This window comes from Streptomyces sp. NPDC051684, from assembly GCF_044453445.1.
Taxonomy (GTDB): domain Bacteria; phylum Actinomycetota; class Actinomycetes; order Streptomycetales; family Streptomycetaceae; genus Streptomyces.
On sequence record NZ_JBITCS010000031.1, the window covers coordinates 60,803 to 83,758 of the forward strand.

Here is a 22,956-nt window from a genome sequence, read left to right on the forward strand (position 1 = left end):
CCTAGGCCAGCCCCGCCTTGCGCAGCGCATCCGCCATCGCCGAGTTCGCCGGCGGCGTCGCGGGACGGCCCTTGCCGCCCCCCTTGCCGCCGCCGGAACCGCCACGGCCGCCGTCGCCCTGCCGGGTCTGCCGGGGCGGCTTGCGGTCGCCACTGCGGTTCCCGCCGCGCTCTCCGCGCTCGCCGCGTTCCCCACGGGCGCCGCGCTCACCACGTCCGCCGTTCCCGCCGGAGGCCTTCTCGTCGTCCAGCCGCAGCGTCAGCGAGATCCGCTTGCGCGGCACGTCGACGTCGAGGACCTTCACCTTGACGATGTCGCCGGGCTTGACCACGTCGCGCGGGTCCTTGACGAACGTACGGGACAGCGCCGAGACGTGTGCGAGCCCGTCCTGGTGCACGCCGACGTCGATGAACGCCCCGAAGGCGGCCACATTCGTGACCACACCCTCCAGGATCATCCCCGGCTCCAGGTCGCCGATCTTCTCGACGCCCTCCTTGAAGGTGGCCGTCTTGAAGGCGGGCCGCGGGTCGCGACCGGGCTTCTCCAGCTCCTTCAGGATGTCGGTGACGGTCGGCAGACCGAACGTGTCGTCCACGTAGTCGGCCGGCTTGAGCGAGCGCAGCGCCCCCGCGTCACCGACCAGCGAGGCGACCTCGCCGCCCGTCGACTTCGCCATCCGGCGCACCACCGGGTACGCCTCCGGGTGCACGGAGGACGCGTCCAGCGGGTCGTCGCCGCCGCGGATCCGCAGGAAGCCCGCGCACTGCTCGTACGCCTTCGGGCCGAGCCGCGCCACGTCCTTGAGGCCCTTGCGGTTGGTGAACGGGCCGTTGGAGTCGCGGTGCGTCACGATGTTCTCCGCGAGGCCCGCGCCGATGCCGGACACGCGCGCGAGGAGCGGCGCGGAGGCGGTGTTCACGTCGACGCCCACGCCGTTCACGCAGTCCTCGACCACGGCGTCGAGCGAGCGCGACAGCTTCACTTCGCTCAGGTCGTGCTGGTACTGGCCGACGCCGATCGACTTCGGGTCGATCTTCACCAGCTCGGCGAGCGGGTCCTGGAGACGGCGCGCGATGGAGACGGCGCCGCGCAGCGACACGTCCATGTCGGGCAGCTCCTGCGAGGCGAACGCCGACGCCGAGTACACCGAGGCGCCCGCCTCGCTCACCATCACCTTGGTGAGCTTCAACTCCGGGTGCTTGCCGATGAGTTCACCGGCGAGCTTGTCGGTCTCGCGGGACGCCGTGCCGTTGCCGATCGCGATCAGGTCGACCGAGTGCGCCTTGGAGAGCTTCGCCAGCTTGGCGATCGCCTCGTCCCAGCGGTTGGCCGGGACGTGCGGGTGGATGACGTCGGTGGCGACGACCTTGCCCGTGTCGTCGACGACCGCGACCTTCACACCCGTACGGAAACCGGGGTCCAGGCCCAGCGTCGCGCGCGTGCCCGCGGGGGCGGCGAGCAGCAGGTCGCGCAGGTTCGCCGCGAACACCTTGACCGCCTCGTCCTCTGCGGCCGTGCGCAGCCGGGTGCGCAGGTCGAGGCCGAGGTGCACCAGGATGCGCGTGCGCCAGGCCCAACGGACCGTGTCCTGGAGCCACTTGTCGCCCGGACGGCCCTGGTTGGCGATCCCGAACCGGTCGGCGACGATCGGCTCGTACGAGGAGGTGGCGTCGCGGTCCTCCGGGGCGGCCGGCTCCTCCGGCTCCAGGACGAGCTCCAGCACGTCCTCCTTCTCGCCGCGCAGCATCGCCAGGACGCGGTGCGAGGGCAGGTCGGAGAAGGGCTCCGCGAAGTCGAAGTAGTCGGCGAACTTGGCGCCCGCCTCCTCCTTGCCGGACTTCACCTTCGCCGCGAGCCGGCCGCGCCCCCACATGCGCTCGCGCAGCTCGCCGATCAGGTCGGCGTCCTCGGAGAAGCGCTCGGTGAGGATCGCGCGGGCGCCGTCGAGCGCGGCCTGCGCGTCGGCGACGCCCTTGTCGGCGTCCACGAACGCGGCCGCGACGGCCTGCGGCTCCACCGACGGGTCGCCGAGCAGCCCCTCCGCCAGCGGCTCGAGCCCCGCCTCGCGCGCGACCTGCGCCTTGGTGCGGCGCTTGGGCTTGAAGGGCAGGTAGATGTCCTCCAGGCGCGCCTTGGTGTCGGCGGCGCGGATCTGCGCCTCCAACTCCTCGGTCAGCTTGCCCTGCTCGCGCACCGAGTCGAGGACGGCGGTGCGCCGCTCCTCCAGCTCGCGCAGGTACCGCAGGCGCTCTTCCAGGGTGCGCAGCTGGGCATCGTCGAGGGACTCCGTCGCCTCCTTGCGGTAGCGGGCGATGAAGGGCACGGTCGAGCCGCCGTCGAGCAACTCGACCGCGGCCTTCACCTGCCGCTCCCGTACGCCTAGTTCCTCGGCAATCCTGCTCTCGATGGATCCGAGCCCGGATCCAGCAGTGGTGCCAACTGTGGGTGTCGCCACGATCCCGTACCGCCTATGTCGACTGAGGTTGCGCGGCAATTGTGGCAGGTGGCACCGACACTCGGGGATCAGGGAGGTCAGACGCGGTGCCCACGGCCGGACCGGGACGCGCCGCCGAACAGCCGGGCGAGCAGTCGGAAGGGCAAGGTCACGACGGTGGCGACGGCGGCGCCGATCTGGCGCAGAATGTCGGCGATGGCGCGGAACATGCGGTTTTCCCCTCTCGTGTGTCCCGGCCGCGAACGGGCGGCCGGGACACACGAGTACCTCGCACCGCGCTGCTCAGACCTCGGTCACTCCGCCTCGGCATTTCAAGCCCCTGCGGCGATTGAGCAGCGGGGTCCGGGGCGGAGCCCCGAGGCGGCGTCGAAGGGCGGCCGCGAGCAGCCGACCCGGTCGGCCGACGGCCTTACGCGGCCTTGCCGATCAGGTCCGCGGGGAAGGCGCCGTTGCCGAGGGCCGCGCCGACGAACTTCGTCGCGAGTTCGGTGAGCCGGGCCACGCCCGCCTCGCCGAGGTGCTCGTAGGGGGCGCGGTCGAGCGCGTCGGTGCGGTGCTCGATCTCGGCGCGCAGCGCCACGCCCTGCTCGGTGAGCGTCAACTGCGTCAACTCCTCGTCGGCGGTGAGCAGTCCACGCGCGCGAAGGCGCTCGGCGGCGGCGTCGTACTCGGACCTGTCCCAGCCGCGCGTGGCGAGCAGCCACTTGGGGGCCATGCCCTTACCGGTCGCGACGTGGCTCACGAGGGCCTCGACCGGGTCGAGTTCGGCGCCGATCAGCACCGCGATGTGGCCGTCGCCGCGGTGCTCGCGCAGCAGCGTCGTGGCGTGCCAGTACGCCATGTGCGGCGCCTCGGGGACGTCGACGTCGGCGTGGGCGGCGTACAGGGGGCGGGCGTGGCGCGTGCAGGCCTCGGTGGCGCGCAGGGCGAGTTCGGCGGCCTCGGCCATCTCCGGGGAGGCGAGGGCCTCCTCGCCGAGCAGGCGGCGCAGCGTGGCGTCGACGGCACGCGCGCGTGCGGCGAGCACCGCCTGCGGGGAGGCGGTCTCCCACACGGCCGGCACGTGCCGGGCGACCAGCTTGTGGTTGAAGTTGTAGAAGGTGGCGGTCACCGTCCCGGCGCAGACGGCCCCCATGGGCGCGGAGCGCGCCGCGAGGTAGGCGGCACTGGGGTCGGTCACGCCGATGGCGGCCAGTTCCTTGCCGAGGTCGGGCGAGAAGTAGTGCGTCGAGTGGAACGGGTTGAGCACGTTGTGACAGTGGCGGGCGGCGCGCAGGCGGGGGTCCGAAGTCATGCGCCCACGTTACCGACCAGTCGGTACGGCTGGCAGTACGGGGTACCGAGGCATGGCAGGAAAGGTGGGGAACTCGTCATTGCGGCCATCGGGTGCGGGCCGAAGAATGGGCCGCATGCCGCCGCGCACCGTACTGGTCCTCCTCTTCGACAACGTGCAGAGCCTCGATGTCACGGGCCCCGTCGAGGTCTTCTCGGGCGCCGGTGACGCCTACCGCGTGCGCACCGCCTCTCCCGACGGCGCCCCGGTCCGCACGTCGAGCGGACTGACCCTGATCCCGGACCACGCCCTCGCCGACGCACCGGCCGCGGACACGCTCCTGGTCCCCGGCGGCGAGGGCACGCGCGATCCGGACCCGCGCCCGACCGCCTGGCTGCGCGAGCGCGCCCCGCACACCCGGCGCACCGTCTCGGTGTGCACCGGAGCGTTCCTACTGGCCCGCGCGGGGCTCCTGGACGGCCGCCGGGCCACGACGCACTGGGCGTTCTGCGACACCCTCGCCCGCCAGTATCCCGAGGTGTCCGTGGACCCCGACCCCATCTACGTACGCGACGGCGGCGTGGCGACGTCGGCGGGCGTGACCGCGGGCATCGACCTCGCGCTCGCCCTGGTCGAGGAGGACCACGGCAGGGACGTCGCGCTGCGCATCGCCCGGGCCCTCGTCGTGTTCCTCCGACGCCCGGGGAACCAGGCCCAGTTCTCCACGCAGCTCGCCGCCCAGACGGCCCGCAGGGAACCGCTCGGCGAGGTGCAGCGGTGGATCGCCGAGCACCCCGGCGCGGACCTGTGCGTCGAGGCGCTCGCGGCCCGCGCCCGGCTCTCCCCGCGCCACTTCGCCCGCGCCTTCCGTACGGAGACGGGGATGACGCCCGGCCGGTACGTCGAGCGCGTCCGCGTCGAGCACGCCCGCCGCCTGCTGGAGGACACCGGCGCGGGCGTCGAGGAGATCTCCCGGTCGAGCGGCTACGGCACCCCGGAGGCGATGCGCCGCGCCTTCCTCAAGACCATCGGCACCGCACCGGCCGAGTACCGCCGCCGATTCCACGCACCCCTGGGCCCGACACCGCCCAGCCGACCCGTCAGAAAGGCATGACATGCAGATCGCCATCGCCCTCTACGAGCGGTTCACCGCCCTCGACGCCATCGGCCCGTACCAGACGCTCGGCGGCATCCCGGGCGCCGACGTCGTCTTCGTGGCCGAGCGGACAGGACCCGTGCGCGACGACTCGGGGCGGCTCGCTCTCGTCGCCGACCAGACCTTCGACGAGGTGCGTTCCCCGGACGTGGTCGTCGTGCCCGGCGGCCCCCAGCAGAGCGACCAGACGGACAACGCGCCGCTCCTGGAGTGGCTGCGCGCCGTCGACGCCACCACCACCTGGACGACGTCCGTGTGCACGGGCTCCCTCGCGCTCGCCGCCGCGGGCCTGCTCAAGGGGCGCGAGGCCACCTCGCACTGGCTCGCCCTCGAGGAACTGGAGCGGCTGGGCTCCACGTCGACCGGGCAGCGCGTCGTGTTCGCCGGCAAGTACGTCACCGCGGCCGGTGTCTCGTCCGGCATCGACATGGGCCTGGCCCTCGCGGGCCGGATCGCGGGCGACGAGACCGCCCAGGCCATCCAGCTGATGACCGAGTACGACCCGCAGCCGCCCTACGACGCAGGATCCCCGGACAAGGCCCCCGCACACCTGGTGGCGAAGTTCCGCCCGGCCGTCTGATCGCTAAGAGAGGCCCTTTGCCCCCACGGACCACTCGAAGCGCGGAGCACGTCGCTCCAGGAACGCGGCGACGCCCTCCGCGCTCTCGCCGCCGGCGCCCGCCTGCTCGGCCCAGTGCGCGTCCCGGTCCGTACGGCCCGTGACGAACTCCTTCGCGGCGGCCTGCGTCAGCTGCGAGCGGGCGGCGAGGGTGCGGGTGAAGTCGGCGACCCGCCCGCCCAGTTCGGCCTCGGGCAGCACCTCGTCGACGAGCCCGGTGCGCAGCGCCCGCCCGGATCCGATCAACTCGCCCGAGAACAGCAGGTACTTGGCGGTCGCCGGGCCCACGAGCGCGGCGAGCCGGCGCGTGGAGGAGGCCGGGTAGACGATCCCGAGCTTGGCCGGGGTCACCCCGAACCGCGCGCCGTCGGCGGCGAACCGCAGATCGCAGGCCACGGCCAACTGGCTGCCGCCGCCCACGCAGAACCCGCGCACCACGGCGAGCGTCGGCTTGGGGAAGGCGGCGAGCGCGTCCTCCGCCGCGACGGCGAGCCCCTGCGCGGCCCCCTCGCCGAGAGTCGATATGTCGGCCCCCGCGCAGAACGTGTCCCCGGCCCCGGTGAGCACGAGCGCCCGCACCCGCGGATCGGCCGCGAGCCGTTCGAGCAGCGGCGGCAGCGACGCCCACATGGCGTCGGTCATGGCGTTGCGCTTGGCCGGGTGGTCGATCACGACGGTGGCGACACCCTCGGCGACTGTGTGGGCGAGCTGCGGCGAGGACACGGTAGACATGGCCGGATGCTAGCGGGGTACCCGGCGGGGTCGGCGTGTCGGGCAGCTCGTAGAACAAGCTTAAGAAGGCTCAAGTCGGGCACAACGGGGTCGGGAGCGATCAACTTTCCGGCCCGCTCGGCCAGCAATGGTCAAATCGCGTCGATACTCGCTGACTTCTGGTCAGTCCCGCGGCCTGGAGCAGGTGATTCCCAACACTCGAAGTGTGGTGACAATCGAGCGCAAGGGCGGCGACCTGACAATGAGCGACCACGGGTGGGGGTCCCGCCCACGTCCTCAGGACAATGGGGGCGCGCCGCCCCCTGATCGTCCCGCGGACGGGCCGCTCCCGTACGAGGGAGTGTGGCGGTTCACGACGCAGGCGGTCGACGCCTCCGTGCCGCAGGCCCGGCGCGCGGTGCGCGAGTTGCTCACCCGGCAGGGCGTGCCCGCCCCGGACGACCTGGTGCACGGGCTGCTCGTGATCGTCTCCGAACTCGTCACGAACGCGGTGAAGCACGCCGCCGTGGTCTCGCCGATGCTCGCCGTGGAGGTCGCCGTCGGTCCCGAGTGGGTGCGGGTGTCCGTGGAGGACGAACACCCCTACAAGCCCACGGCCCTTGAGGCCACCAGCGGTCAGACCGGCGGCCGCGGCCTGCTGTTGGTGCGGGAGATCACCGCGGAGGCGGGCGGCGTCTGCGACGTCGCCAACACCGCGAGCGGGGGCAAGGTGATCTGGGCCGCCCTGCCCCTCAAGCCCGAGACCGCTACCAGCCCGCCGACTGGCCTGTCAGCTCCCTGACCGCGGGCCGCGCCGCGTCGAGGACCGTCATGAACCACGCGGAGAACGGGTCCTTGGCGTGCCGCTCGGCCAGCTCGTCGGCCGTCACGAACGCCGTCTCCCCGACCTCCTCCGGGTCGGGGTCGAGCGATGCCTGCACGAGCCCCACGAAGAGGTGGTTGAACTCCTGCTCCACCAGGCCCGACTCCGGGTCCGGGTGGTTGTAGCGCACCGTGCCGGCCTCGGCCATCAGGGACGGCGAGACGCCGAGCTCCTCGAAGGTGCGGCGCGCGGCCGCCGCGAACGGCGCCTCGCCCGGGTACGGGTGGCCGCAGCAGGTGTTCGACCACACGCCGGGGGAGTGGTACTTGCCGAGCGCCCGCTGCTGCAGCAGCAGTCGGCCCTGCTCGTCGAAGAGGAACACGGAGAACGCTCTGTGCAGCTGCCCGGGCGGCTGGTGCGCCGCGAGCTTCTCCGCCGTGCCGATCGTCCTGCCGTCCTCGTCGACGAGTTCCAGCAAGATCGCTTCTCCGGTGCCGTTCGACGAGCTGTTCGTCGTGGGGGCAGGTGTGATCGGCATACCCATCCTTCGTTTCGGTCCTCGAACCAAGTCTGCCGTACGGAACGGACAGCCCCCGCGCTGTCGGCGTCCCGCAAGTCCCGCCCGGCCGCGAGGCCGGGCGGGACAACCGTAGGCGCCGGTCAGACGCCGAATGCGGCCGGGTAGGTGATCGTGCCCCGCGGGAGCTGCCCGGAATCGTCGTGTTCATCCAGAACGAGCGCCATCATCGCCTCGTCCGGAACGTCGAAACCGGGCCGGATGCCGTACCCGGAGGCGGGCGTGAAGCCGAACCTCGGGTAGTACTCCGGATGCCCCAGTACCAGCACGAGTCGCTCACCGCACACGCGTGCCGCCTCCAGTACCGCGCGTACGACGGCCGATCCGGCCCCCGTGTTCTGGTACCGCGGCAGCACCGCACAGGGCGCGAGCGCCGCGGCGGGCGTGCCGTCCACCGTGCAGCGGGTGATCAGCGCGTAGGCGGCGACGGTGCCGTCCGGGGCCTCGGCCACGTACGACAGTCCCTCCAGCCAGGCGTCGGTGTCGGCGCGCAGGGCGTCGACGAGGTCGGCCTCGGCGGGGGTGGGGAAGGCGGCGGCGTTGACGGCGTGCACGGCCGCCCGGTCGGCCCCGGTTTCGGGGCGCGGACGCCATGTGTGGGTCGTGTTGTCGCTCAACGTAAGAACCTTTGAGTGAAGGGCGTCGCTCAGTGGCGGACGGCCCGAGAAGAAGTGGGGACAGACGTGTCGCTGCGCACGGCAGCGTTCACCGCGACGACAGTCATCAACCCACCTCCTCAAAGATCCATGGCCGCGATATCACTCAGCGGCACGCCCAGTGCCGCGTCGACGGTGCGTCAGTGGCACAGCCGCGCCTCGTGCTCGGCGTGCCCCGTCGGCTCCAGTTGGAACGTGCAGTGCTCCACGTCGAAGTGGTCGCCGAGGCAGCCCTGCAGTTCGTGCAGCATCTTCTCGTGGCCGATCGAGCCGAGCATCTCCGTGCTGACGACCACGTGCGCCGAGAGCACCGGCATCCCCGAAGTGATCGTCCAGGCGTGCAGGTCGTGCACGTCCTCGACGCCGGGCAGCGCCAGTATGTGGGCCCTGACCTCCGCCATGTCGACGCCCTTGGGTGCCGATTCGAGCAGCACGTTCAGGGTCTCGCGCAGCAGCTTCACCGTGCGCGGGACGATCATGAGGCCGATCACGAGCGAGGCGATCGGGTCGGCGGGCTGCCAGCCCGTGGTCAGGATGATCGCGGCGGAGATCAGCACCGCGAGGGAGCCGAGCGCGTCGGCGGCCACCTCCAGGAAGGCGCCGCGCACGTTCAGGCTCTCCTGCTGGCCCTTCACCAGGAGGGACAGCGAGATCATGTTCGCGACCAGGCCGATCAGGCCGAAGACGATCGTCTGCCCGCCTGCCGTCTCGGCCGGCTCGATGAACCGCTGGATCGCCTCGTACAGGACATAGCCGCCGACGCCGAGCAGCAGCAGGCAGTTGGCGAGCGCGGCGAGGATCTCGGCGCGCGCGTAGCCGAAGGTGCGCTGGTCGCTGGCGGGGCGGTTGGCGAAGTGGATCGCGATCAGGGCCATCGCGAGGCCCAGCGCGTCGGTCGCCATGTGGGCGGCGTCGGCGATCAGGGCGAGCGAGTCGGCGACGAGGCCGCCGATGATCTCCACGACCATCACGGTCATCGTGATCGTCAGCGCGATCCGCAGCCGCCCCCGGTGCGCGGCGGCGGCCGTCCCCGTCGTCGGCCCATGGCTGTGCCCGTGGTCGTGATCGTGACCGAGGCCCATCGAAACCCCCTCTGTATCGATGTGTCGACGTATCGCTGCGATACGTCGAATCCGTTGCCCTGGTCGGGGGCGACGATCACAGTGAACTACGGGTAGGGGGTATCCGCAAACATGGCGGTGAACACCGTTGTCATGTGCCTTGACCTGCGTAAACGCTGTGAAGCGTGTACGCAGGTCAGGAGGTCGCGGAGATCACGTGCCGGACGCCTCGGGGTGCCGCAGGCACCAGCCGGCCCAGGCCGACTCGACCATCTCGCGTACACCGCGCCGCGCGCTCCAGCCGAGCTCCTTCTCGGCGAGCGCCGAGGAACCGACCGCGCGCGGGGCGTCGCCGGGGCGGCGCGGTTCGACGAGCGCGGGGGTGCGGTTCCCCGACACCTCCGCGATCACGTCGATCAGCTCGCGCACGGAGGCGCCCTGCCCGGTGCCGATGTTGAGCGTCAGATCGCCGGCCGCGTCGGACCCGGCCAGCCGGCGGGCCGCCGCCAGGTGCGCCTCGGCGAGGTCGGCGACGTGAATGTAGTCACGCACGCAGGTGCCGTCCGGGGTCGGGTAGTCGTCGCCGAAGATCCGCGGGGCCTCGCCGCGCGTGAGGCGGTCGAAGACCATCGGGATCACGTTGTAGACGCCGATGTCCGCGAGCTCCGGCGCCGCGGCGCCCGCCACGTTGAAGTAGCGCAGGCAGGTGGTCGCCATGCCGTGCGCGTGCCCGGCCGCCCGCACCAGCCACTCGCCCGCGAGCTTCGTCTCGCCGTACGGGTTCACGGGCGCGGTGGCCGTGGACTCGGTAATGAGGCCCACATCCGGGTTGCCGTAGACGGCAGCCGACGACGAGAACACGAAGCGGCGCACCCCGGCCGCGGCGACCGTCTCCAGGAGCGCGGCGAGCCCGCCCACGTTGTCCCGGTAGTACAGCTCCGGCTTCTCCACCGACTCGCCGACCTGCTTGTGCGCGGCGAGATGGATCACGCCCGTCACCTCGTGCTCCGCGCACACCCGGGTCACGAGTTCGGTGTCGAGCGCCGAGCCGCGCACCAGCGGGATCGCCTCGGGAAGCCGCGAGGGCACCCCCGAGGTCACGTTGTCGAGGACGACGACCCGCTCGCCCACTTCGGTCATAGCCCGCGCCACATGGGCGCCGATGTATCCGGCTCCGCCGGTGATCAGCCACGTCATGGCGCACCACCCTATGACCGAACCGGGCTCCCGCCGGTTGCCACCGGCGGCTACCCCCGGTTACGGATCCGGGCCGCCCCTGGTTTGTGGCCCGAGTGCTTGATCGTCAATGATGAGCGCGCGGTCGCCCCGTGCGGACCGCATGAGACAGGGGCCAATCGGTCGGTAAACGGGCAGCGAACACCCCGTTGCGCCATCCGATAGCCTCTGCCGACATGCCGCCCGGCTGCGCGTTCGCGCCGGGTGCTCCACCATGCATGAGCCCGGCGCCCACGTGCGTCGGCACCCAAGGAGTGAGTTCGTCTGTCGACCGCCATCGTCACCGGTCAGCCGGTTCCCGGATCGTCCCTGGAGGGAGATCTGCGGGCGCTGGGCTTCGACGTGCGGCTTGCCCCGGACGCCGCGGACGCCGAAGCGGCGCTCGCCGGAGTCCCCGGCGAGCAGCGGGTCGCGGTCGTCGACGCCGGGTTCGTGGGCCATGTCCACGCCCTGCGCCTCGGCCTGACCGACCCGCGCTTTCCCGCGTCGGCGATCCCCGGCGCGCTGACCGCGCAGCCGGCCGCCCGCCAGGCGCTGACCCGCGCGGTCGCGCGGACCGGCGTCGACCCGGACGTCGTGGCCAAGAGCCTGGAGGCGGACGGCACCGATGTGCACCGCCCCGAGCTCGGTGAGCTCGTGGCCGCGGTGCCCGCCGACCCGCAGGCCCGCAACGAGGCCCGGCAGGCGCTCGCCTCCGTCGACGACGAGGCGATCCGGCTGCGTACCGCGGTCAAGGCGCGCGACGGCTTCTTCACGACCTACTGCATCAGCCCGTACTCCCGCTACATCGCGCGCTGGTGCGCGCGCCGCGGCCTGACCCCGAACCAGGTCACCACCGCGTCGCTGCTCGTCGCGCTGATCGCGGCGGGCTGCGCGGCGACCGGCACGCGCGCGGGGTTTGTCGCGGCGGGCGTGCTGCTGCTCGCCTCCTTCGTCCTCGACTGCACCGACGGGCAGCTCGCCCGCTACTCGTTGCAGTACTCGACGATGGGCGCCTGGCTGGACGCGACCTTCGACCGGGCCAAGGAGTACGCCTACTACGCGGGCCTCGCGCTCGGCGCCGCCAACGCGAGCGGCGACGACGTATGGGCCCTGGCGCTCGGCGCGATGGTGCTGCAGACCGGCCGGCACGTGATCGACTTCTCGTTCAACGAGGCGAACCACGACGCCGAGGCCAACACCAGCCCGACCGCGTCCCTTTCGGGCAAGCTCGACTCCGTCGGCTGGACCGTCTGGGCCCGCCGGATGATAGTGCTGCCGATCGGCGAACGCTGGGTGCTGATCGCCCTGTTCACCGCGCTGACCACGCCGCGCATCACCTTCTACATGCTGCTCATCGGCTGCGCGCTCGCCGCCTGCTACACGACCGCGGGCCGCGTCCTGCGCTCGCTTACCCGCAGGGCCCGGCGCACCGACCGCGCCGCCCAGGCGCTGCGCGACCTCGCCGACTCCGGCCCGCTCGCCGAGCTGATCGGCAAGGCCCTCAAGGCGAAGGCGGCCCCGGTCGTCGCCGCTGTCGGAGCCGTCGCGGTCGTCGCCGTGAGCGGACTCACGGACTTCGGCGGCGCCTGGCCGATCGTGGCCGCGGCCGTGTACTGCGTCACGTCGGGCTTTGCCGTCTCGCGCCCCCTCAAGGGCGCCCTCGACTGGCTCGTGCCCCCGATTTTCCGGGCCGGGGAGTACCTCACCGTCCTGGTCCTCGCCGCCCGCGCGGACGTCCAGGGCGCCCTGCCCGCGGCTTTCGGCCTCGTGGCGGCGGTCGCCTACCATCACTACGACACGGTGTACCGCATTCGCGGCAACGCCGGGGCCCCTCCGCACTGGCTGGTGCGGACGATCGGCGGGCACGAAGGCCGGACCCTCGTGGTCACGGTCCTCGCCGCGCTGCTCACCCCCACAGATTTCGCCACTGGTCTCACGGTGTTCGCCGTGGCCGTGGCACTCGTGGTGCTCGTCGAGAGCATCCGCTTCTGGGTCCTCTCCGCTCGCCGCGGAGAGCCCGCCGTACACGATGAAGGAGAACCCGCATGATCGGCCTCGTCCTGGCCGCCGGCGCCGGCAGCCGGCTCCGTCCCTACACCGAGACGCTCCCCAAGGCGCTCGTGCCCGTCGTGGGCGAGGGGACCGAGAACGAGCTCTCCGTACTCGACCTCACGCTGAAGAACTTCGCGGAGATCGGTCTCACCGAGGTCGGCATCATCGTCGGCTACCGCAAGGAGGTCGTCTACGAGCGTCAGGCGGCGCTCGAGGCGAAGTACGGCCTGAAGCTCACGCTCATCGAGAACGACGTGGCCGAGAAGTGGAACAACGCCTACTCCCTGTGGTGCGGCCGTGACGCCATGAAGCACACGGTCATCCTCGCCAACGGCGACACCGTGCACCCGGTCTCCGTCGAGAAGACGCTGCTGGCCGCCCGCGGCGACGGCAAGAAGATCATCCTCGCGCTCGACACGGTCAAGGACCTGGGCGACGAGGAGATGAAGGTCGTCGTCGACCCCGACAAGGGCGTCCAGAAGATCACGAAGCTGATGGACCCGTCCGAGGCCACCGGCGAGTACATCGGCGTCACGCTCATCGAGGGCGACGCCGCCGACCAGCTGGCCGACGCCCTCAAGGCCACGTACGAGCGCGACCCGCAGCTCTACTACGAGGACGGCTACCAGGAGCTCGTGAACCGCGGCTTCAAGATCGACGTCGCGCCGATCGGCGACGTCCCGTGGGTCGAGATCGACAACCACGACGACCTGGCCAAGGGGCGGGAGATCGCGTGCCAGTACTGACGAGACTCATTCCCTCGCCGGTCGTCGTCGACATTCGGCCGGGGGCGCTCGACGACCTGGCCAAGGTCCTCGCCGACCAGAGGATCTCGTCGTCCACGGGGCGCCTGGCCATCGCGATCAGCGGTGGTTCGGGCGCCGCCCTGCGGGCCCGCCTGGAGCCCTCGCTGCCCCGCGCCGAGTGGTTCGAGGTCGGCGGCGGCACCATCGACGACGCGATCAAGCTCGCCGACGACGTCAAGAAGTCCGGGCGTTACGACGCCCTGGTCGGCCTCGGCGGCGGCAAGATCATCGACTGTGCCAAGTTCGCGGCCGCGCGCGTCGGCGTGCCGCTGGTCGCCGTCGCGACGAACCTGTCGCACGACGGCCTGTGCTCGCCCGTCGCCACGCTCGACAACGACGCGGGCCGCGGCTCCTACGGGGTGCCGAACCCGATCGGCGTCGTGATCGACCTCGACATCATCCGCGAGGCACCCGTGCGCTTCGTGCGCTCGGGCATCGGTGACGCCCTCTCCAACATCTCCGCGGTCGCGGACTGGGAGCTGGGCGCCCGTGAGCGCGGCGAGGACATCGACGGCCTGGCCGCCGCCATGGCCCGGCAGGCCGGCGAGGCCGTGCTGCGCCACCCCGGCGGCGTCGGCGACGACGACTTCCTCCAGGTGCTCGCCGAAGGACTGGTCCTCACCGGTATCGCCATGTCGGTCTCCGGCGACTCGCGGCCCGCCTCCGGCGCCTGCCACGAGATCAACCACGCCTTCGACCTCCTCTTCCCCAAGCGCGCCGCCAGCCACGGCGAGCAGTGCGGCCTGGGCGCGGCGTTCGCGATGCACCTGCGCGGTGCCCGCGACCAGTCCGCGTACATGGCCGAGGTGCTGCGCCGGCACGGCCTGCCGGTGCTGCCGGAGGAGATCGGCTTCACCGTGGACGAGTTCGTCAAGGTCGTGGAGTTCGCTCCGCAGACCCGCCCGGGCCGCTACACGATCCTCGAGCACCTCGACCTCTCCACCGATCAGATCAGGGACGCCTACGCCGACTATGCAAAAGCCATCGGTAGCTGAACTCCGCCCGGTCGTTCACCCCGCCGGGGTGAAGGACCGCAGGAGCGGTGAGCACTGGATGGGCCGGCTCTACATGCGCGAGGTCTCGCTGCGTGTGGACCGCCACCTGGTGAACACCAAGGTCTCGCCCAACCAGCTGACCTACCTGATGACCGTCTGCGGTGTCCTCGCGGCCCCGGCGCTGATGGTGCCGGGCATCTGGGGCGCGGTCCTCGGCGTCGTCGCCGTGCAGCTGTACCTGCTGCTCGACTGCGTCGACGGCGAGATCGCGCGCTGGCGCAAGCAGTACTCGCTGACCGGCGTGTGGATGGACCGCGTCGGCGCGTACCTCACCGACGCCGCCGTCCTCGTCGGCTTCGGGCTGCGCGCCGCCGACCTGTTCGGCAGCGGGCGGATCGACTGGCTGTGGGCCTTCCTCGGCACGCTCGCCGCGCTCGGCGCCATCCTGATCAAGGCCGAGACCGACCTCGTGGGCCTGGCCCGCGCGGCCGGCGGCAAGGAGCAGGTCAAGGAGTCCGCCTCCGAGATGCGCTCCTCCGGCATGGCACTGGCCCGCAAGGCCGCGGCCATGCTCAAGTTCCACCGGCTGATCCTCGGCATCGAGGCGACGCTCCTCATCCTGGTCCTGTCGATCGTGGACCAGATCCGGGGCGACCTGTTCTTCTCGCGCCTGGGTGTGGCCGTCCTGGCGGGCATCGCGCTCCTCCAGACCCTGCTCCACCTCGTGTCCATCCTCGCTTCGAGCAGGCTCAAGTGAGCGGCGGCACACAGCAGTCGAAGGTCGGCGCGGTTGTCATCACCATGGGCAACCGGCCGGCCGAGCTGCGCGCCCTCCTCGACTCGGTCGCCAAGCAGGACGGCGACCCGGTCGAGGTGGTCGTGGTCGGCAACGGCTCCCCGGTCCCGGACGTCCCCGCGGGCGTGCGGACCGTCGAGCTGCCCGAGAACCTCGGCATCCCCGGCGGACGCAACGTCGGCATCGAGGCCTTCGGCCCCTCCGGCTCCGACGTCGACATCCTGATGTTCCTGGACGACGACGGCCTCCTTCCGCTGACCGACACCGCGGAGAAGTGCCGCGCGGCCTTCGACGCGGACCCGAAGCTCGGCATTGTCAGCTTCCGCATCGCGGACCCGGACACCGGCGAGACGCAGCGCCGGCACGTGCCGCGGCTGCGCGCCGCCGACCCGATGCGCTCCTCGCGTGTGACCACCTTCCTCGGCGGCGCCAACGCCGTGCGTACGCGGGTCATCGCCGAGGCCGGACCGCTGCCCGCCGAGTTCTTCTACGCCCACGAGGAGACCGACCTCGCCTGGCGTGCCCTCGACGCGGGCTGGATGATCGATTACCGCGCCGACATGGTGCTGCACCACCCGACCACGGCCCCGTCCCGGCACGCGGTCTACCACCGCATGGTGGCCCGCAACCGAGTCTGGCTGGCCCGCCGCAATCTGCCGGCGCCCCTGGTACCCGTGTACCTCGGCGTCTGGCTGCTGCTCACCCTCGCCCGCCGGCCCTCGGGCCCGGCGCTGAAGGCCTGGCTCGGCGGCTTCAAGGAGGGCTGGACGACCCCCTGCGGGCCCAGGCGTCCCATGAAGTGGCGTACCGTGTGGCGGCTGACCCGACTGGGCCGACCCCCTGTCATCTGACAAGCTCGTGCCTGACGGCAGGCCGTGCTTTTGAAGACGAAAGTTCCTCTTGTGAGTGAGACAACGCATGACGCCGGTGTCGCGGTGAGCGCGACCCCGTCGCCCGATGACGGGCTCTCCCGGCGCGAACTCGCCGCCAAGTACGGCTTGACCGTCAGCGGGGCCCGACCGGGCCTTTTCGAGTACGCACGGCAGCTGTGGGGCCGGCGGCACTTCATCCTCGCCTTCTCGCAGGCGAAGCTGACCGCGCAGTACAGCCAGGCGAAGCTCGGCCAGCTGTGGCAGGTGGTGACGCCGCTGCTGAACGCGGCGGTCTACTACTTGATCTTCGGTTTGATCCTGGGCGCCGACCGGGGCATGGACCACGACGTCTACATCCCGTTCCTGGTGACCGGCGTGTTCGTCTTCCACTTCACCCAGAACTCGGTGATGTCGGGCGTGCGGGCGATCTCCGGCAACCTCGGCCTGGTGCGCGCGCTGCACTTCCCGCGCGCCTCGCTGCCCATCTCCTTCGCCCTGCAGCAGCTCCAGCAGCTGCTCTTCTCGATGATCGTGCTGTTCATCGTGGCGTGTGCCTTCGGCAGCTACCCGAGCCTGTCGTGGCTGCTGATCGTCCCGGCCCTCGCGCTGCAGTTCCTGTTCAACATGGGCCTGGCGCTGATCATGGCGCGGGCCGGCTCGAAGACCCCGGACCTCGCGCAGCTGATGCCGTTCATCATGCGTACCTGGATGTACGCGTCCGGCGTCATGTTCGCCATCCCGATCATGCTCAAGGGCAAGCCGGGATGGATCGCGGACGTGCTCCAGTGGAACCCGGCCGCGATCTACATGGACCTCATCCGGTACGCGCTGATCGACGGCTACCCCGACAAGTGGCTGCCGCCGCACGTCTGGGCCGGCGCTCTCGGCTGGGCCGTGCTCTTCGCGGTGCTCGGCTTCGTCTACTTCTGGAAGGCAGAGGAGCGGTACGGCCGTGGCTGATCTCGACAAGACCACCGATGCCCGCGTCCCCACGGTCATCGCCGACGAGCTGCACATCGTGTACCGCGTCAACGGCGCCAAGACCGGCAAGGGCAGCGCCACCTCCGCGCTGAGCCGGATCGTCAAGCGCGGCGACGAGCGCGGCGTGCGCAAGGTGCACGCCGTCAAGGGCGTCTCCTTCACCTCGTACCGCGGCGAGGCCATCGGCCTCATCGGGTCGAACGGCTCCGGCAAGTCGACCCTGCTGCGTGCCATCGCGGGCCTGCTGCCGGCCGAGAAGGGCAAGGTCTACACGAACGGCCAGCCCTCGCTGCTCGGCGTGAACGCGGCCCTGATGAACGACCTCACGGGCGAGCGCAACGTGATCCTCGGCGGTCTCGCCATGGGCATGTCCCGCGAGGAGATCAAGGCGCGTTACCAGGACATCGTCGACTTCTCCGGCATCAACGAGAAGGGCGACTTCATCACGCTGCCGATGCGGACGTATTCGTCCGGCATGGCCGCGCGCCTGCGCTTCTCCATCGCGGCCGCCAAGGACCACGACGTGCTGATGATCGACGAAGCCCTTGCCACCGGTGACCGCAAGTTCCAGAAGCGCTCCGAGGCCCGCATCCGCGAGCTGCGCAAGGAGGCCGGCACGGTCTTCCTGGTGAGTCACAACAACAAGTCCATCCGCGACACCTGCGAGCGCGTCCTGTGGCTCGAGCGCGGGGAACTGCGTATGGACGGTCCGACGGCCGAGGTACTCAAGGAGTACGAGAAGTTCACGGGCAAGTAACCGCCCACCGCTGGACCACGTCATATGAGGCCCTACCGGCTTCCGTCCGGTGGGGCCTCTGATATGCCTGTAGACACCAACTAATTGGCGATCACGGTCAAGGGTGGGTCAACTTCCTTGCCCTGAAGGAATCTTGGCGTCAATCGGTGTGTTGTTGTGATGTGCAGAACACCCCGACGCGAGGGCGGGCGTTGTACAACGTAAGCTGTACCGGCCTCAATCGCGGCATGTGGGGCGATAAGGCGCGACATCCCGACCCCTGCGGGGCTGGGCGGCCGCGTGGACGGCCGGGCGGCGTGTCCGAAATGGGATGCATTGGGTCCGCAGTGTAGAACGGGAGTCGTGACGGCAATGGCTATGGAAACTCTCCAGCTCCGCGGGGCTTTCGCCGTCCTCGGGGAAGCGGGCCGCATCCGGTGAGCGCGCGCCCCCGAGTGCGCCCCGAGAGCCCTGATGAAACAGCGAGCCCGGTGAGCGCCACCCTCGACAAGGCCGCCGAGGAGAACTTCCCGGTCGCCCCCTTCTTCCTGCCGCGTGCCTGGCGCGACGACCTGATGGCCGTGTACGGCTTCGCGCGCCTCGTCGACGACATCGGCGACGGCGACCTCGCCCCCGGCGGCGCGGACGCCGGCTTCTTGGGCGTGTCACCCGATCGGGCGCACGACCGCCTCGCGCTCCTCGACGCCTTCGAGACCGACCTGCGGCGCGTCTTCGCCGGCACGCCGAGCCACCCGCTGCTCAAGGCGCTGCAGCCCACCGTCCGGCGCCGCTCGCTGACCCCCGAACCCTTCCTCGGCCTCATCGCCGCGAACCGCCAGGACCAGCTGGTCACGCGCTACGAGACCTACGACGACCTGCTGGCCTACTGCGAGCTGTCCGCCAACCCCGTCGGCCGCCTCGTCCTCGCGATCACCGGCACCGCGACCCCCGAGCGCATCCGCCTCTCGGACGCGGTCTGCACCGGGCTCCAGATCGTCGAGCACCTCCAGGACGTGGCCGAGGACCTGGGGCGCGACCGGATCTACCTGCCGGCCGAAGACCTGAAGAAGTTCCACGTCGACGAGGCGGACCTCGCCGCACCGAGCGCGGGCGCATCGGTGCGCGCGCTGGTCGCGTACGAGGCCGAACGCGCCCTCACGCTGCTGAATGAAGGCACCCCCCTGGTGGGTAGCGTCCACGGCAGGCTGAAGCTGCTGCTGGCAGGGTTCGTCGCAGGGGGGAAGGCGGCGGTCCACGCGATCACCGCCGTTTCGTACGACGTGCTTCCGGGACCACCCAAACCCACCAAGGCGCGGTTGCTGCGCGAGGTGGGAGCGACTCTGCGAGGAGAGGGGTGAGCAAGACCGTGGAGTCTGACCAGACCGTGTCGGCGCCGGTGCTCGCCGCATACAGTTACTGCGAGACCGTCACCGGGCAGCAGGCCCGCAACTTCGCCTACGGGATCCGGCTGCTGCCGACCGCGAAGCGGCGCGCCATGTCGGCCCTGTACGCGTTCTCGCGCCGCGTCGACGACATCGGCGACGGGGGCCTGGAGCCCGACATCAAGGCGCACCGGCTCGACGAGACCAGGGCGCTGCTCGGCCGCGTGCGCGACGGCAAGGTCGAGGAGGACGACACCGACCCGGTGGCCGTCGCCCTCGCCCACACGACGGACCGCTTCCCGGTTCCGTTGGACGCGCTCGACGAGCTGATCGACGGTGTCCTGATGGACCTGCGCGGCGAGACCTACGAGACCTGGGACGACCTGAAGGTCTACTGCCGGTGCGTCGCGGGCGCCATCGGGCGGGTCTCGCTCGGTGTGTTCGGCACGGAACCGGGGGCGCGCGGCGTCGAGCGGGCGCCGGAGCTCGCCGACACGCTCGGCCTCGCGCTTCAGCTCACCAACATCCTGCGCGACGTGCGCGAGGACGCCGGGGACGGGCGCACCTATCTGCCCGCCGACGACCTCGCGAAGTTCGGCTGCTCCGCCGGGTTCCACGGACCCGTGCCCCCGGCGGGATCGGACTTCGCCGGGCTCGTGCACTTCGAGGTGCGCCGGGCCCGCGCGCTGTTCGCCGAGGGCTACCGCCTCCTTCCCATGCTCGACCGGCGCTCCGGCGCCTGCGTCGCCGCCATGGCCGGCATCTACCGCCGCCTCCTCGACCGCATCGAGCGCGACCCCGAGGCCGTGCTGCGCGGCCGGGTCTCGCTGCCCGGGCACGAGAAGGCGTACGTCGCCGTGCGCGGCCTGTCCGGACTCGACACCCGCACCGTCGTGCGCGGCGCCCCCCGCGGCACCACCAGGAGGCGCGCCTGATGGACACCGCGGGCCAGGGTGACATGGCGAGAACCAAGCGGCGGGCAACCCTCCGCCGCGGCGCCGCGTCCCTGCATGCAACGGTCGGTCGCGTGTTCGCCACAACCGTCGAATCCGGCCCCACGCGGGCCGTACGCACCACCGAAGGCACCACCCAGGGGGAGGGCGCATGACTGACGGGACCACGCAGGACGAGGCGTCCGAGACGTCCGGGGCGGATGCCGCCGCGGACCGCGCCCGGCCCACCGCGGTGGTCGTCGGCGGCGGGCTCGCGGGGATCACGTCCGCGCTCGCCCTGGCCGACGGCGGCATGCACGTCACCCTCCTCGAAGGGCGGCCCCGGCTCGGCGGCCTCGCGTTCTCCTTCAAGCGCGGCGACCTCACCGTCGACAACGGTCAGCACGTGTACCTGCGCTGCTGCACCGCCTACCGCTGGTTCCTCGACCGCGTCGACGCCGCCGCGCTCGCGCCCCTGCAGGAACGACTCGACGTGCCCGTACTCGACGCCGAGAAGAACCGCCTCGGCCGGCTGCGGCGCACCGCGCTGCCCGTGCCGCTGCACCTGGCCAAGAGCCTCGCCACGTACCCGCACCTGTCGCTCGCCGAGCGGGCGGCCGTCGGCCGCGCCGCGCTCGCCCTCAAGTCCCTGGACCCCGCGGACCCGGCGCTCGACACGAAGAACTTCGGCTCCTGGCTGGCCGAACACGGTCAGACGCAGCGGGCCATCGAGGCGCTGTGGGACCTCGTCGGTGTCGCGACCCTGAACGCCGTGGCGGGCGAGGCCTCGCTGGGCCTGGCCGCCATGGTGTTCAAGACCGGGCTGCTGTCCGAGCCCGGCGCCGCCGACATCGGGTGGGCCAAGGTGCCCCTCGGTGAACTCCACGACACTCTCGCCCGCAAGGCGCTCGACTCCGCGGGCGTACGCACCGAACTCCGTACACGCGTCACCTCCATCTCCCGTACGGACAACGGCCGTTGGGCCGTCGAGGTTCCCGAGAGCCCGGACGGCCGCGGCGAGGTGCTCACCGCCGACACCGTCGTGCTCGCCGTGCCGCAGCGCGAGGCGCACGACCTGCTGCCCGCGGGCGCCCTCGACGACGCAGGACGGCTGCACGACATCGGCACCGCGCCGATCCTCAACCTGCACGTCGTCTACGGCCGCAAGGTCCTCAAGCAGCCCTTCTTCACCGCGCTCGGCTCGCCCGTCCAGTGGGTCTTCGACCGCACCGACGCCTCCGGCCTCGCGCGCACGCTGCCCGGCGCCCAGTACCTCGCCGTCTCCCAGTCCGCCGCCCAGGACGAGATCGACGCCCCGGTCGCCGCCCTGCGCGAGCGCTACCTGCCCGAACTGGAACGGCTGCTGCCCGCCGCGCGCGGCGCCACGATCCATGACTTCTTCGTCACCCGCGAGCGGACGGCGACCTTCGCGCCGACCCCCGGCGTCGGCGCACTGCGGCCCTCGGCCCGCACCAATGCCCCCGGCCTGTACCTGGCCGGCGCGTGGACCGCCACCGGGTGGCCCGCGACCATGGAAGGCGCTGTCCGCAGCGGTACCAGTGCCGCCGACGCGGCGCTCGCCGCGCTCGGCCGCCCCCGCGGCCACCTGTACCGGGAGGCGGCGTGACAAGCGAACTTCCCACGGTGGACGCGACCAGCGACGTTCCGACGGCGGTCGTGACCAGCGACCTTCCCGCGGTGGAAAAGCCGACAACGGTGAATCCGGTAAATCAAGGAGAGACTGTGCCACCTGTGCCCTCGGCCCCAGAGGCTGCCGACGCGGTGGACGTGACCGCGCTTTTGGAGCGCGGCCGAACCCTGGCCACCCCCGTGCTCAAGGCGGCGGTGGACCGCCTGGCACCCCCGATGGACACCGTCGCCGCCTACCACTTCGGTTGGATCGACGCCGCGGGCAACCCGGCCGACGGCGACGGCGGCAAGGCCGTGCGCCCCGCCCTGGCCGTGCTGTCCGCGCAGGCTGCGGGCGCGGACCCCGAGGTCGGCGTGCCGGGCGCCGTCGCGGTCGAGCTCGTCCACAACTTCTCGCTGCTGCACGACGATCTGATGGACGGCGACGAGCAGCGCCGGCACCGCGACACGGTGTGGAAGGTGCACGGCCCCGCCCAGGCGATCCTCGTCGGCGACGCCCTCTTCGCACTCGCCAATGAGATCATTCTGGAGCTGGAGACCGTCGACGCCGGTCGCGCCACGCGCCGCCTGACCACCGCGAGCCGCGCCCTCATCGACGGGCAGGCCCAGGACATCGGCTTCGAGCACCGCGAGCGCGTCAGCGTCGTGGAGTGCCTGGAGATGGAGGGCAACAAGACGGGCGCCCTGCTCGCCTGCGCCTCCTCCATCGGCGCCGTCCTCGGCGGCGCCGACGACGCGACCGCCGACGCCCTGGAGAAGTACGGCTACCACCTGGGCCTCGCCTTCCAGGCCGTCGACGACCTGCTCGGCATCTGGGGCGACCCCGAGTCCACCGGCAAGCAGACCTGGAGCGACCTGCGCCAGCGCAAGAAGTCCCTCCCGGTCGTCGCCGCCCTCGGCGCCGGGGGACCGGCCTCCGAGCGGCTCGGCGAACTGCTCGCCGCCGACGCCAAGGACGTCGACTTCGACACCTTCACCGAGGCGGACTTCGCCGCCCGCGCCGCCCTCATCGAGGAGGCCGGCGGGCGCGAGTGGACCGCCGAGGAAGCGCGGCGCCAGTACGACGTCGCCCTCGAAGCCCTGGACTCCGTCCAGATGCCAGCCTCGGTGCGCGCCCAGTTCGTGGCGCTCGCCGACTTCGTCGTCGTCCGAAAGAGATGATCATTATCGGCCGCATATGACTCGCAGTCGCCGGCCGGTGTCCC

Annotated in this window: 23 protein-coding genes; 15 read left to right on the forward strand and 8 right to left on the reverse strand. The window is 71.5% G+C overall.

Going from position 1 to position 22,956, the window contains the following annotated elements:
• Position 1: 1 nt before the first annotated feature.
• From ACIA8D_RS30985 to ACIA8D_RS30995, 3 genes are all read right to left on the reverse strand, one after another.
• Complete coding sequence (locus ACIA8D_RS30985; protein WP_399237433.1) at positions 2 to 2,455, reverse strand: Tex family protein; 2,454 nt, start codon at positions 2,453 to 2,455, stop codon at positions 2 to 4.
• A gap of 77 nt (positions 2,456 to 2,532) precedes the next feature.
• Complete coding sequence (locus ACIA8D_RS30990; protein WP_399237434.1) at positions 2,533 to 2,664, reverse strand: LPFR motif small protein; 132 nt, start codon at positions 2,662 to 2,664, stop codon at positions 2,533 to 2,535.
• A 200-nt stretch (positions 2,665 to 2,864) separates the two neighbouring features.
• Positions 2,865 to 3,749 (reverse strand): hypothetical protein, encoded by an 885-nt coding sequence (locus ACIA8D_RS30995; protein ID WP_399237435.1) that lies wholly within the window; start codon positions 3,747 to 3,749, stop codon positions 2,865 to 2,867.
• A 115-nt stretch (positions 3,750 to 3,864) separates the two neighbouring features.
• Here ACIA8D_RS30995 and ACIA8D_RS31000 point away from each other — a divergent pair, with 115 nt between their 5' ends.
• Together ACIA8D_RS31000 and ACIA8D_RS31005 are read left to right on the forward strand one after the other, a co-directional pair.
• On the forward strand, positions 3,865 to 4,842 hold the full coding sequence (locus ACIA8D_RS31000; protein WP_399237436.1) for a GlxA family transcriptional regulator: 978 nt from the start codon (positions 3,865 to 3,867) through the stop codon (positions 4,840 to 4,842).
• 1 nt (position 4,843) lies between these two features.
• Entirely contained in the window at positions 4,844 to 5,464 is a 621-nt protein-coding gene (locus ACIA8D_RS31005) for a DJ-1/PfpI family protein (protein WP_399237437.1), read from the forward strand.
• A gap of 3 nt (positions 5,465 to 5,467) precedes the next feature.
• On the opposite strand, the gene ACIA8D_RS31010 is transcribed toward ACIA8D_RS31005, so the two are convergent.
• The gene (locus tag ACIA8D_RS31010) at positions 5,468 to 6,235 is read right to left on the reverse strand and encodes an enoyl-CoA hydratase/isomerase family protein (RefSeq protein WP_399237438.1); all 768 of its coding nucleotides are present in this window, start codon (positions 6,233 to 6,235) and stop codon (positions 5,468 to 5,470) included.
• A gap of 241 nt (positions 6,236 to 6,476) precedes the next feature.
• Here ACIA8D_RS31010 and ACIA8D_RS31015 point away from each other — a divergent pair, with 241 nt between their 5' ends.
• On the forward strand, positions 6,477 to 7,016 hold the full coding sequence (locus ACIA8D_RS31015; RefSeq protein ID WP_399237474.1) for an ATP-binding protein: 540 nt from the start codon (positions 6,477 to 6,479) through the stop codon (positions 7,014 to 7,016).
• Here ACIA8D_RS31015 and idi read toward each other — a convergent pair.
• The 4 genes from idi to galE all read right to left on the reverse strand — a co-directional run bounded on the left by idi (position 6,982) and on the right by galE (position 10,528).
• Positions 6,982 to 7,575, reverse strand: a complete 594-nt coding sequence (idi, locus tag ACIA8D_RS31020; RefSeq protein WP_399237439.1) for an isopentenyl-diphosphate Delta-isomerase — start codon at positions 7,573 to 7,575, stop codon at positions 6,982 to 6,984. The two genes, ACIA8D_RS31015 and idi, sit on opposite strands and share 35 nt — an antisense overlap.
• A gap of 122 nt (positions 7,576 to 7,697) precedes the next feature.
• Entirely contained in the window at positions 7,698 to 8,231 is a 534-nt protein-coding gene (locus tag ACIA8D_RS31025; RefSeq protein ID WP_399237440.1) for a GNAT family N-acetyltransferase, read from the reverse strand.
• A 179-nt stretch (positions 8,232 to 8,410) separates the two neighbouring features.
• Complete coding sequence (locus ACIA8D_RS31030; RefSeq protein WP_399237441.1) at positions 8,411 to 9,352, reverse strand: cation diffusion facilitator family transporter; 942 nt, start codon at positions 9,350 to 9,352, stop codon at positions 8,411 to 8,413.
• 192 nt (positions 9,353 to 9,544) lie between these two features.
• A complete protein-coding gene (gene galE, locus ACIA8D_RS31035) occupies positions 9,545 to 10,528 on the reverse strand; it encodes a UDP-glucose 4-epimerase GalE (RefSeq protein ID WP_399237442.1) in 984 nt (327 codons plus the stop codon).
• A gap of 303 nt (positions 10,529 to 10,831) precedes the next feature.
• On the opposite strand from galE, the gene ACIA8D_RS31040 reads away from it, so the two are divergent.
• The 12 genes from ACIA8D_RS31040 (at position 10,832) to ACIA8D_RS31095 (ending at position 22,912) form a co-directional block, all read left to right on the forward strand.
• Complete coding sequence (locus ACIA8D_RS31040; RefSeq protein ID WP_399237475.1) at positions 10,832 to 12,598, forward strand: DUF5941 domain-containing protein; 1,767 nt, start codon at positions 10,832 to 10,834, stop codon at positions 12,596 to 12,598.
• A complete protein-coding gene (locus ACIA8D_RS31045; protein ID WP_399237443.1) occupies positions 12,595 to 13,347 on the forward strand; it encodes a sugar phosphate nucleotidyltransferase in 753 nt (250 codons plus the stop codon). Before ACIA8D_RS31040 ends, ACIA8D_RS31045 begins: the two co-directional genes overlap by 4 nt.
• Positions 13,335 to 14,402 carry an iron-containing alcohol dehydrogenase family protein gene (locus ACIA8D_RS31050; RefSeq protein WP_399237444.1) on the forward strand — a complete coding sequence of 356 codons (1,068 nt, stop codon included), beginning with the start codon at positions 13,335 to 13,337 and terminating at the stop codon, positions 14,400 to 14,402. Before ACIA8D_RS31045 ends, ACIA8D_RS31050 begins: the two co-directional genes overlap by 13 nt.
• Positions 14,380 to 15,159, forward strand: coding sequence for a CDP-alcohol phosphatidyltransferase family protein (locus ACIA8D_RS31055; protein ID WP_399237445.1), 780 nt, complete (start codon positions 14,380 to 14,382; stop codon positions 15,157 to 15,159). The genes ACIA8D_RS31050 and ACIA8D_RS31055 overlap by 23 nt, the downstream gene beginning before the upstream one ends.
• A gap of 44 nt (positions 15,160 to 15,203) precedes the next feature.
• On the forward strand, positions 15,204 to 16,049 hold the full coding sequence (locus ACIA8D_RS31060) for a glycosyltransferase family 2 protein (protein ID WP_399237477.1): 846 nt from the start codon (positions 15,204 to 15,206) through the stop codon (positions 16,047 to 16,049).
• A 51-nt stretch (positions 16,050 to 16,100) separates the two neighbouring features.
• Positions 16,101 to 17,030, forward strand: coding sequence for an ABC transporter permease (locus ACIA8D_RS31065; protein WP_399237446.1), 930 nt, complete (start codon positions 16,101 to 16,103; stop codon positions 17,028 to 17,030).
• Positions 17,023 to 17,808: an ABC transporter ATP-binding protein gene (locus ACIA8D_RS31070; protein ID WP_399237447.1), complete on the forward strand. Its 786-nt coding sequence runs from the start codon at positions 17,023 to 17,025 to the stop codon at positions 17,806 to 17,808. The genes ACIA8D_RS31065 and ACIA8D_RS31070 overlap by 8 nt, the downstream gene beginning before the upstream one ends.
• A 434-nt stretch (positions 17,809 to 18,242) precedes the next feature.
• The gene (hpnC, locus tag ACIA8D_RS31075) at positions 18,243 to 19,145 is read left to right on the forward strand and encodes a squalene synthase HpnC (RefSeq protein WP_399237478.1); all 903 of its coding nucleotides are present in this window, start codon (positions 18,243 to 18,245) and stop codon (positions 19,143 to 19,145) included.
• Positions 19,142 to 20,104 (forward strand): presqualene diphosphate synthase HpnD, encoded by a 963-nt coding sequence (gene hpnD, locus ACIA8D_RS31080; protein WP_399237448.1) that lies wholly within the window; start codon positions 19,142 to 19,144, stop codon positions 20,102 to 20,104. The genes hpnC and hpnD overlap by 4 nt, the downstream gene beginning before the upstream one ends.
• Positions 20,104 to 20,277: a DUF6380 family protein gene (locus tag ACIA8D_RS31085; protein WP_399237449.1), complete on the forward strand. Its 174-nt coding sequence runs from the start codon at positions 20,104 to 20,106 to the stop codon at positions 20,275 to 20,277. Before hpnD ends, ACIA8D_RS31085 begins: the two co-directional genes overlap by 1 nt.
• Positions 20,274 to 21,728, forward strand: a complete 1,455-nt coding sequence (gene hpnE / locus ACIA8D_RS31090; protein WP_399237450.1) for a hydroxysqualene dehydroxylase HpnE — start codon at positions 20,274 to 20,276, stop codon at positions 21,726 to 21,728. Before ACIA8D_RS31085 ends, hpnE begins: the two co-directional genes overlap by 4 nt.
• 125 nt (positions 21,729 to 21,853) lie before the next feature.
• A complete protein-coding gene (locus ACIA8D_RS31095; protein ID WP_399237451.1) occupies positions 21,854 to 22,912 on the forward strand; it encodes a polyprenyl synthetase family protein in 1,059 nt (352 codons plus the stop codon).
• Positions 22,913 to 22,956: the final 44 nt, after the last annotated feature.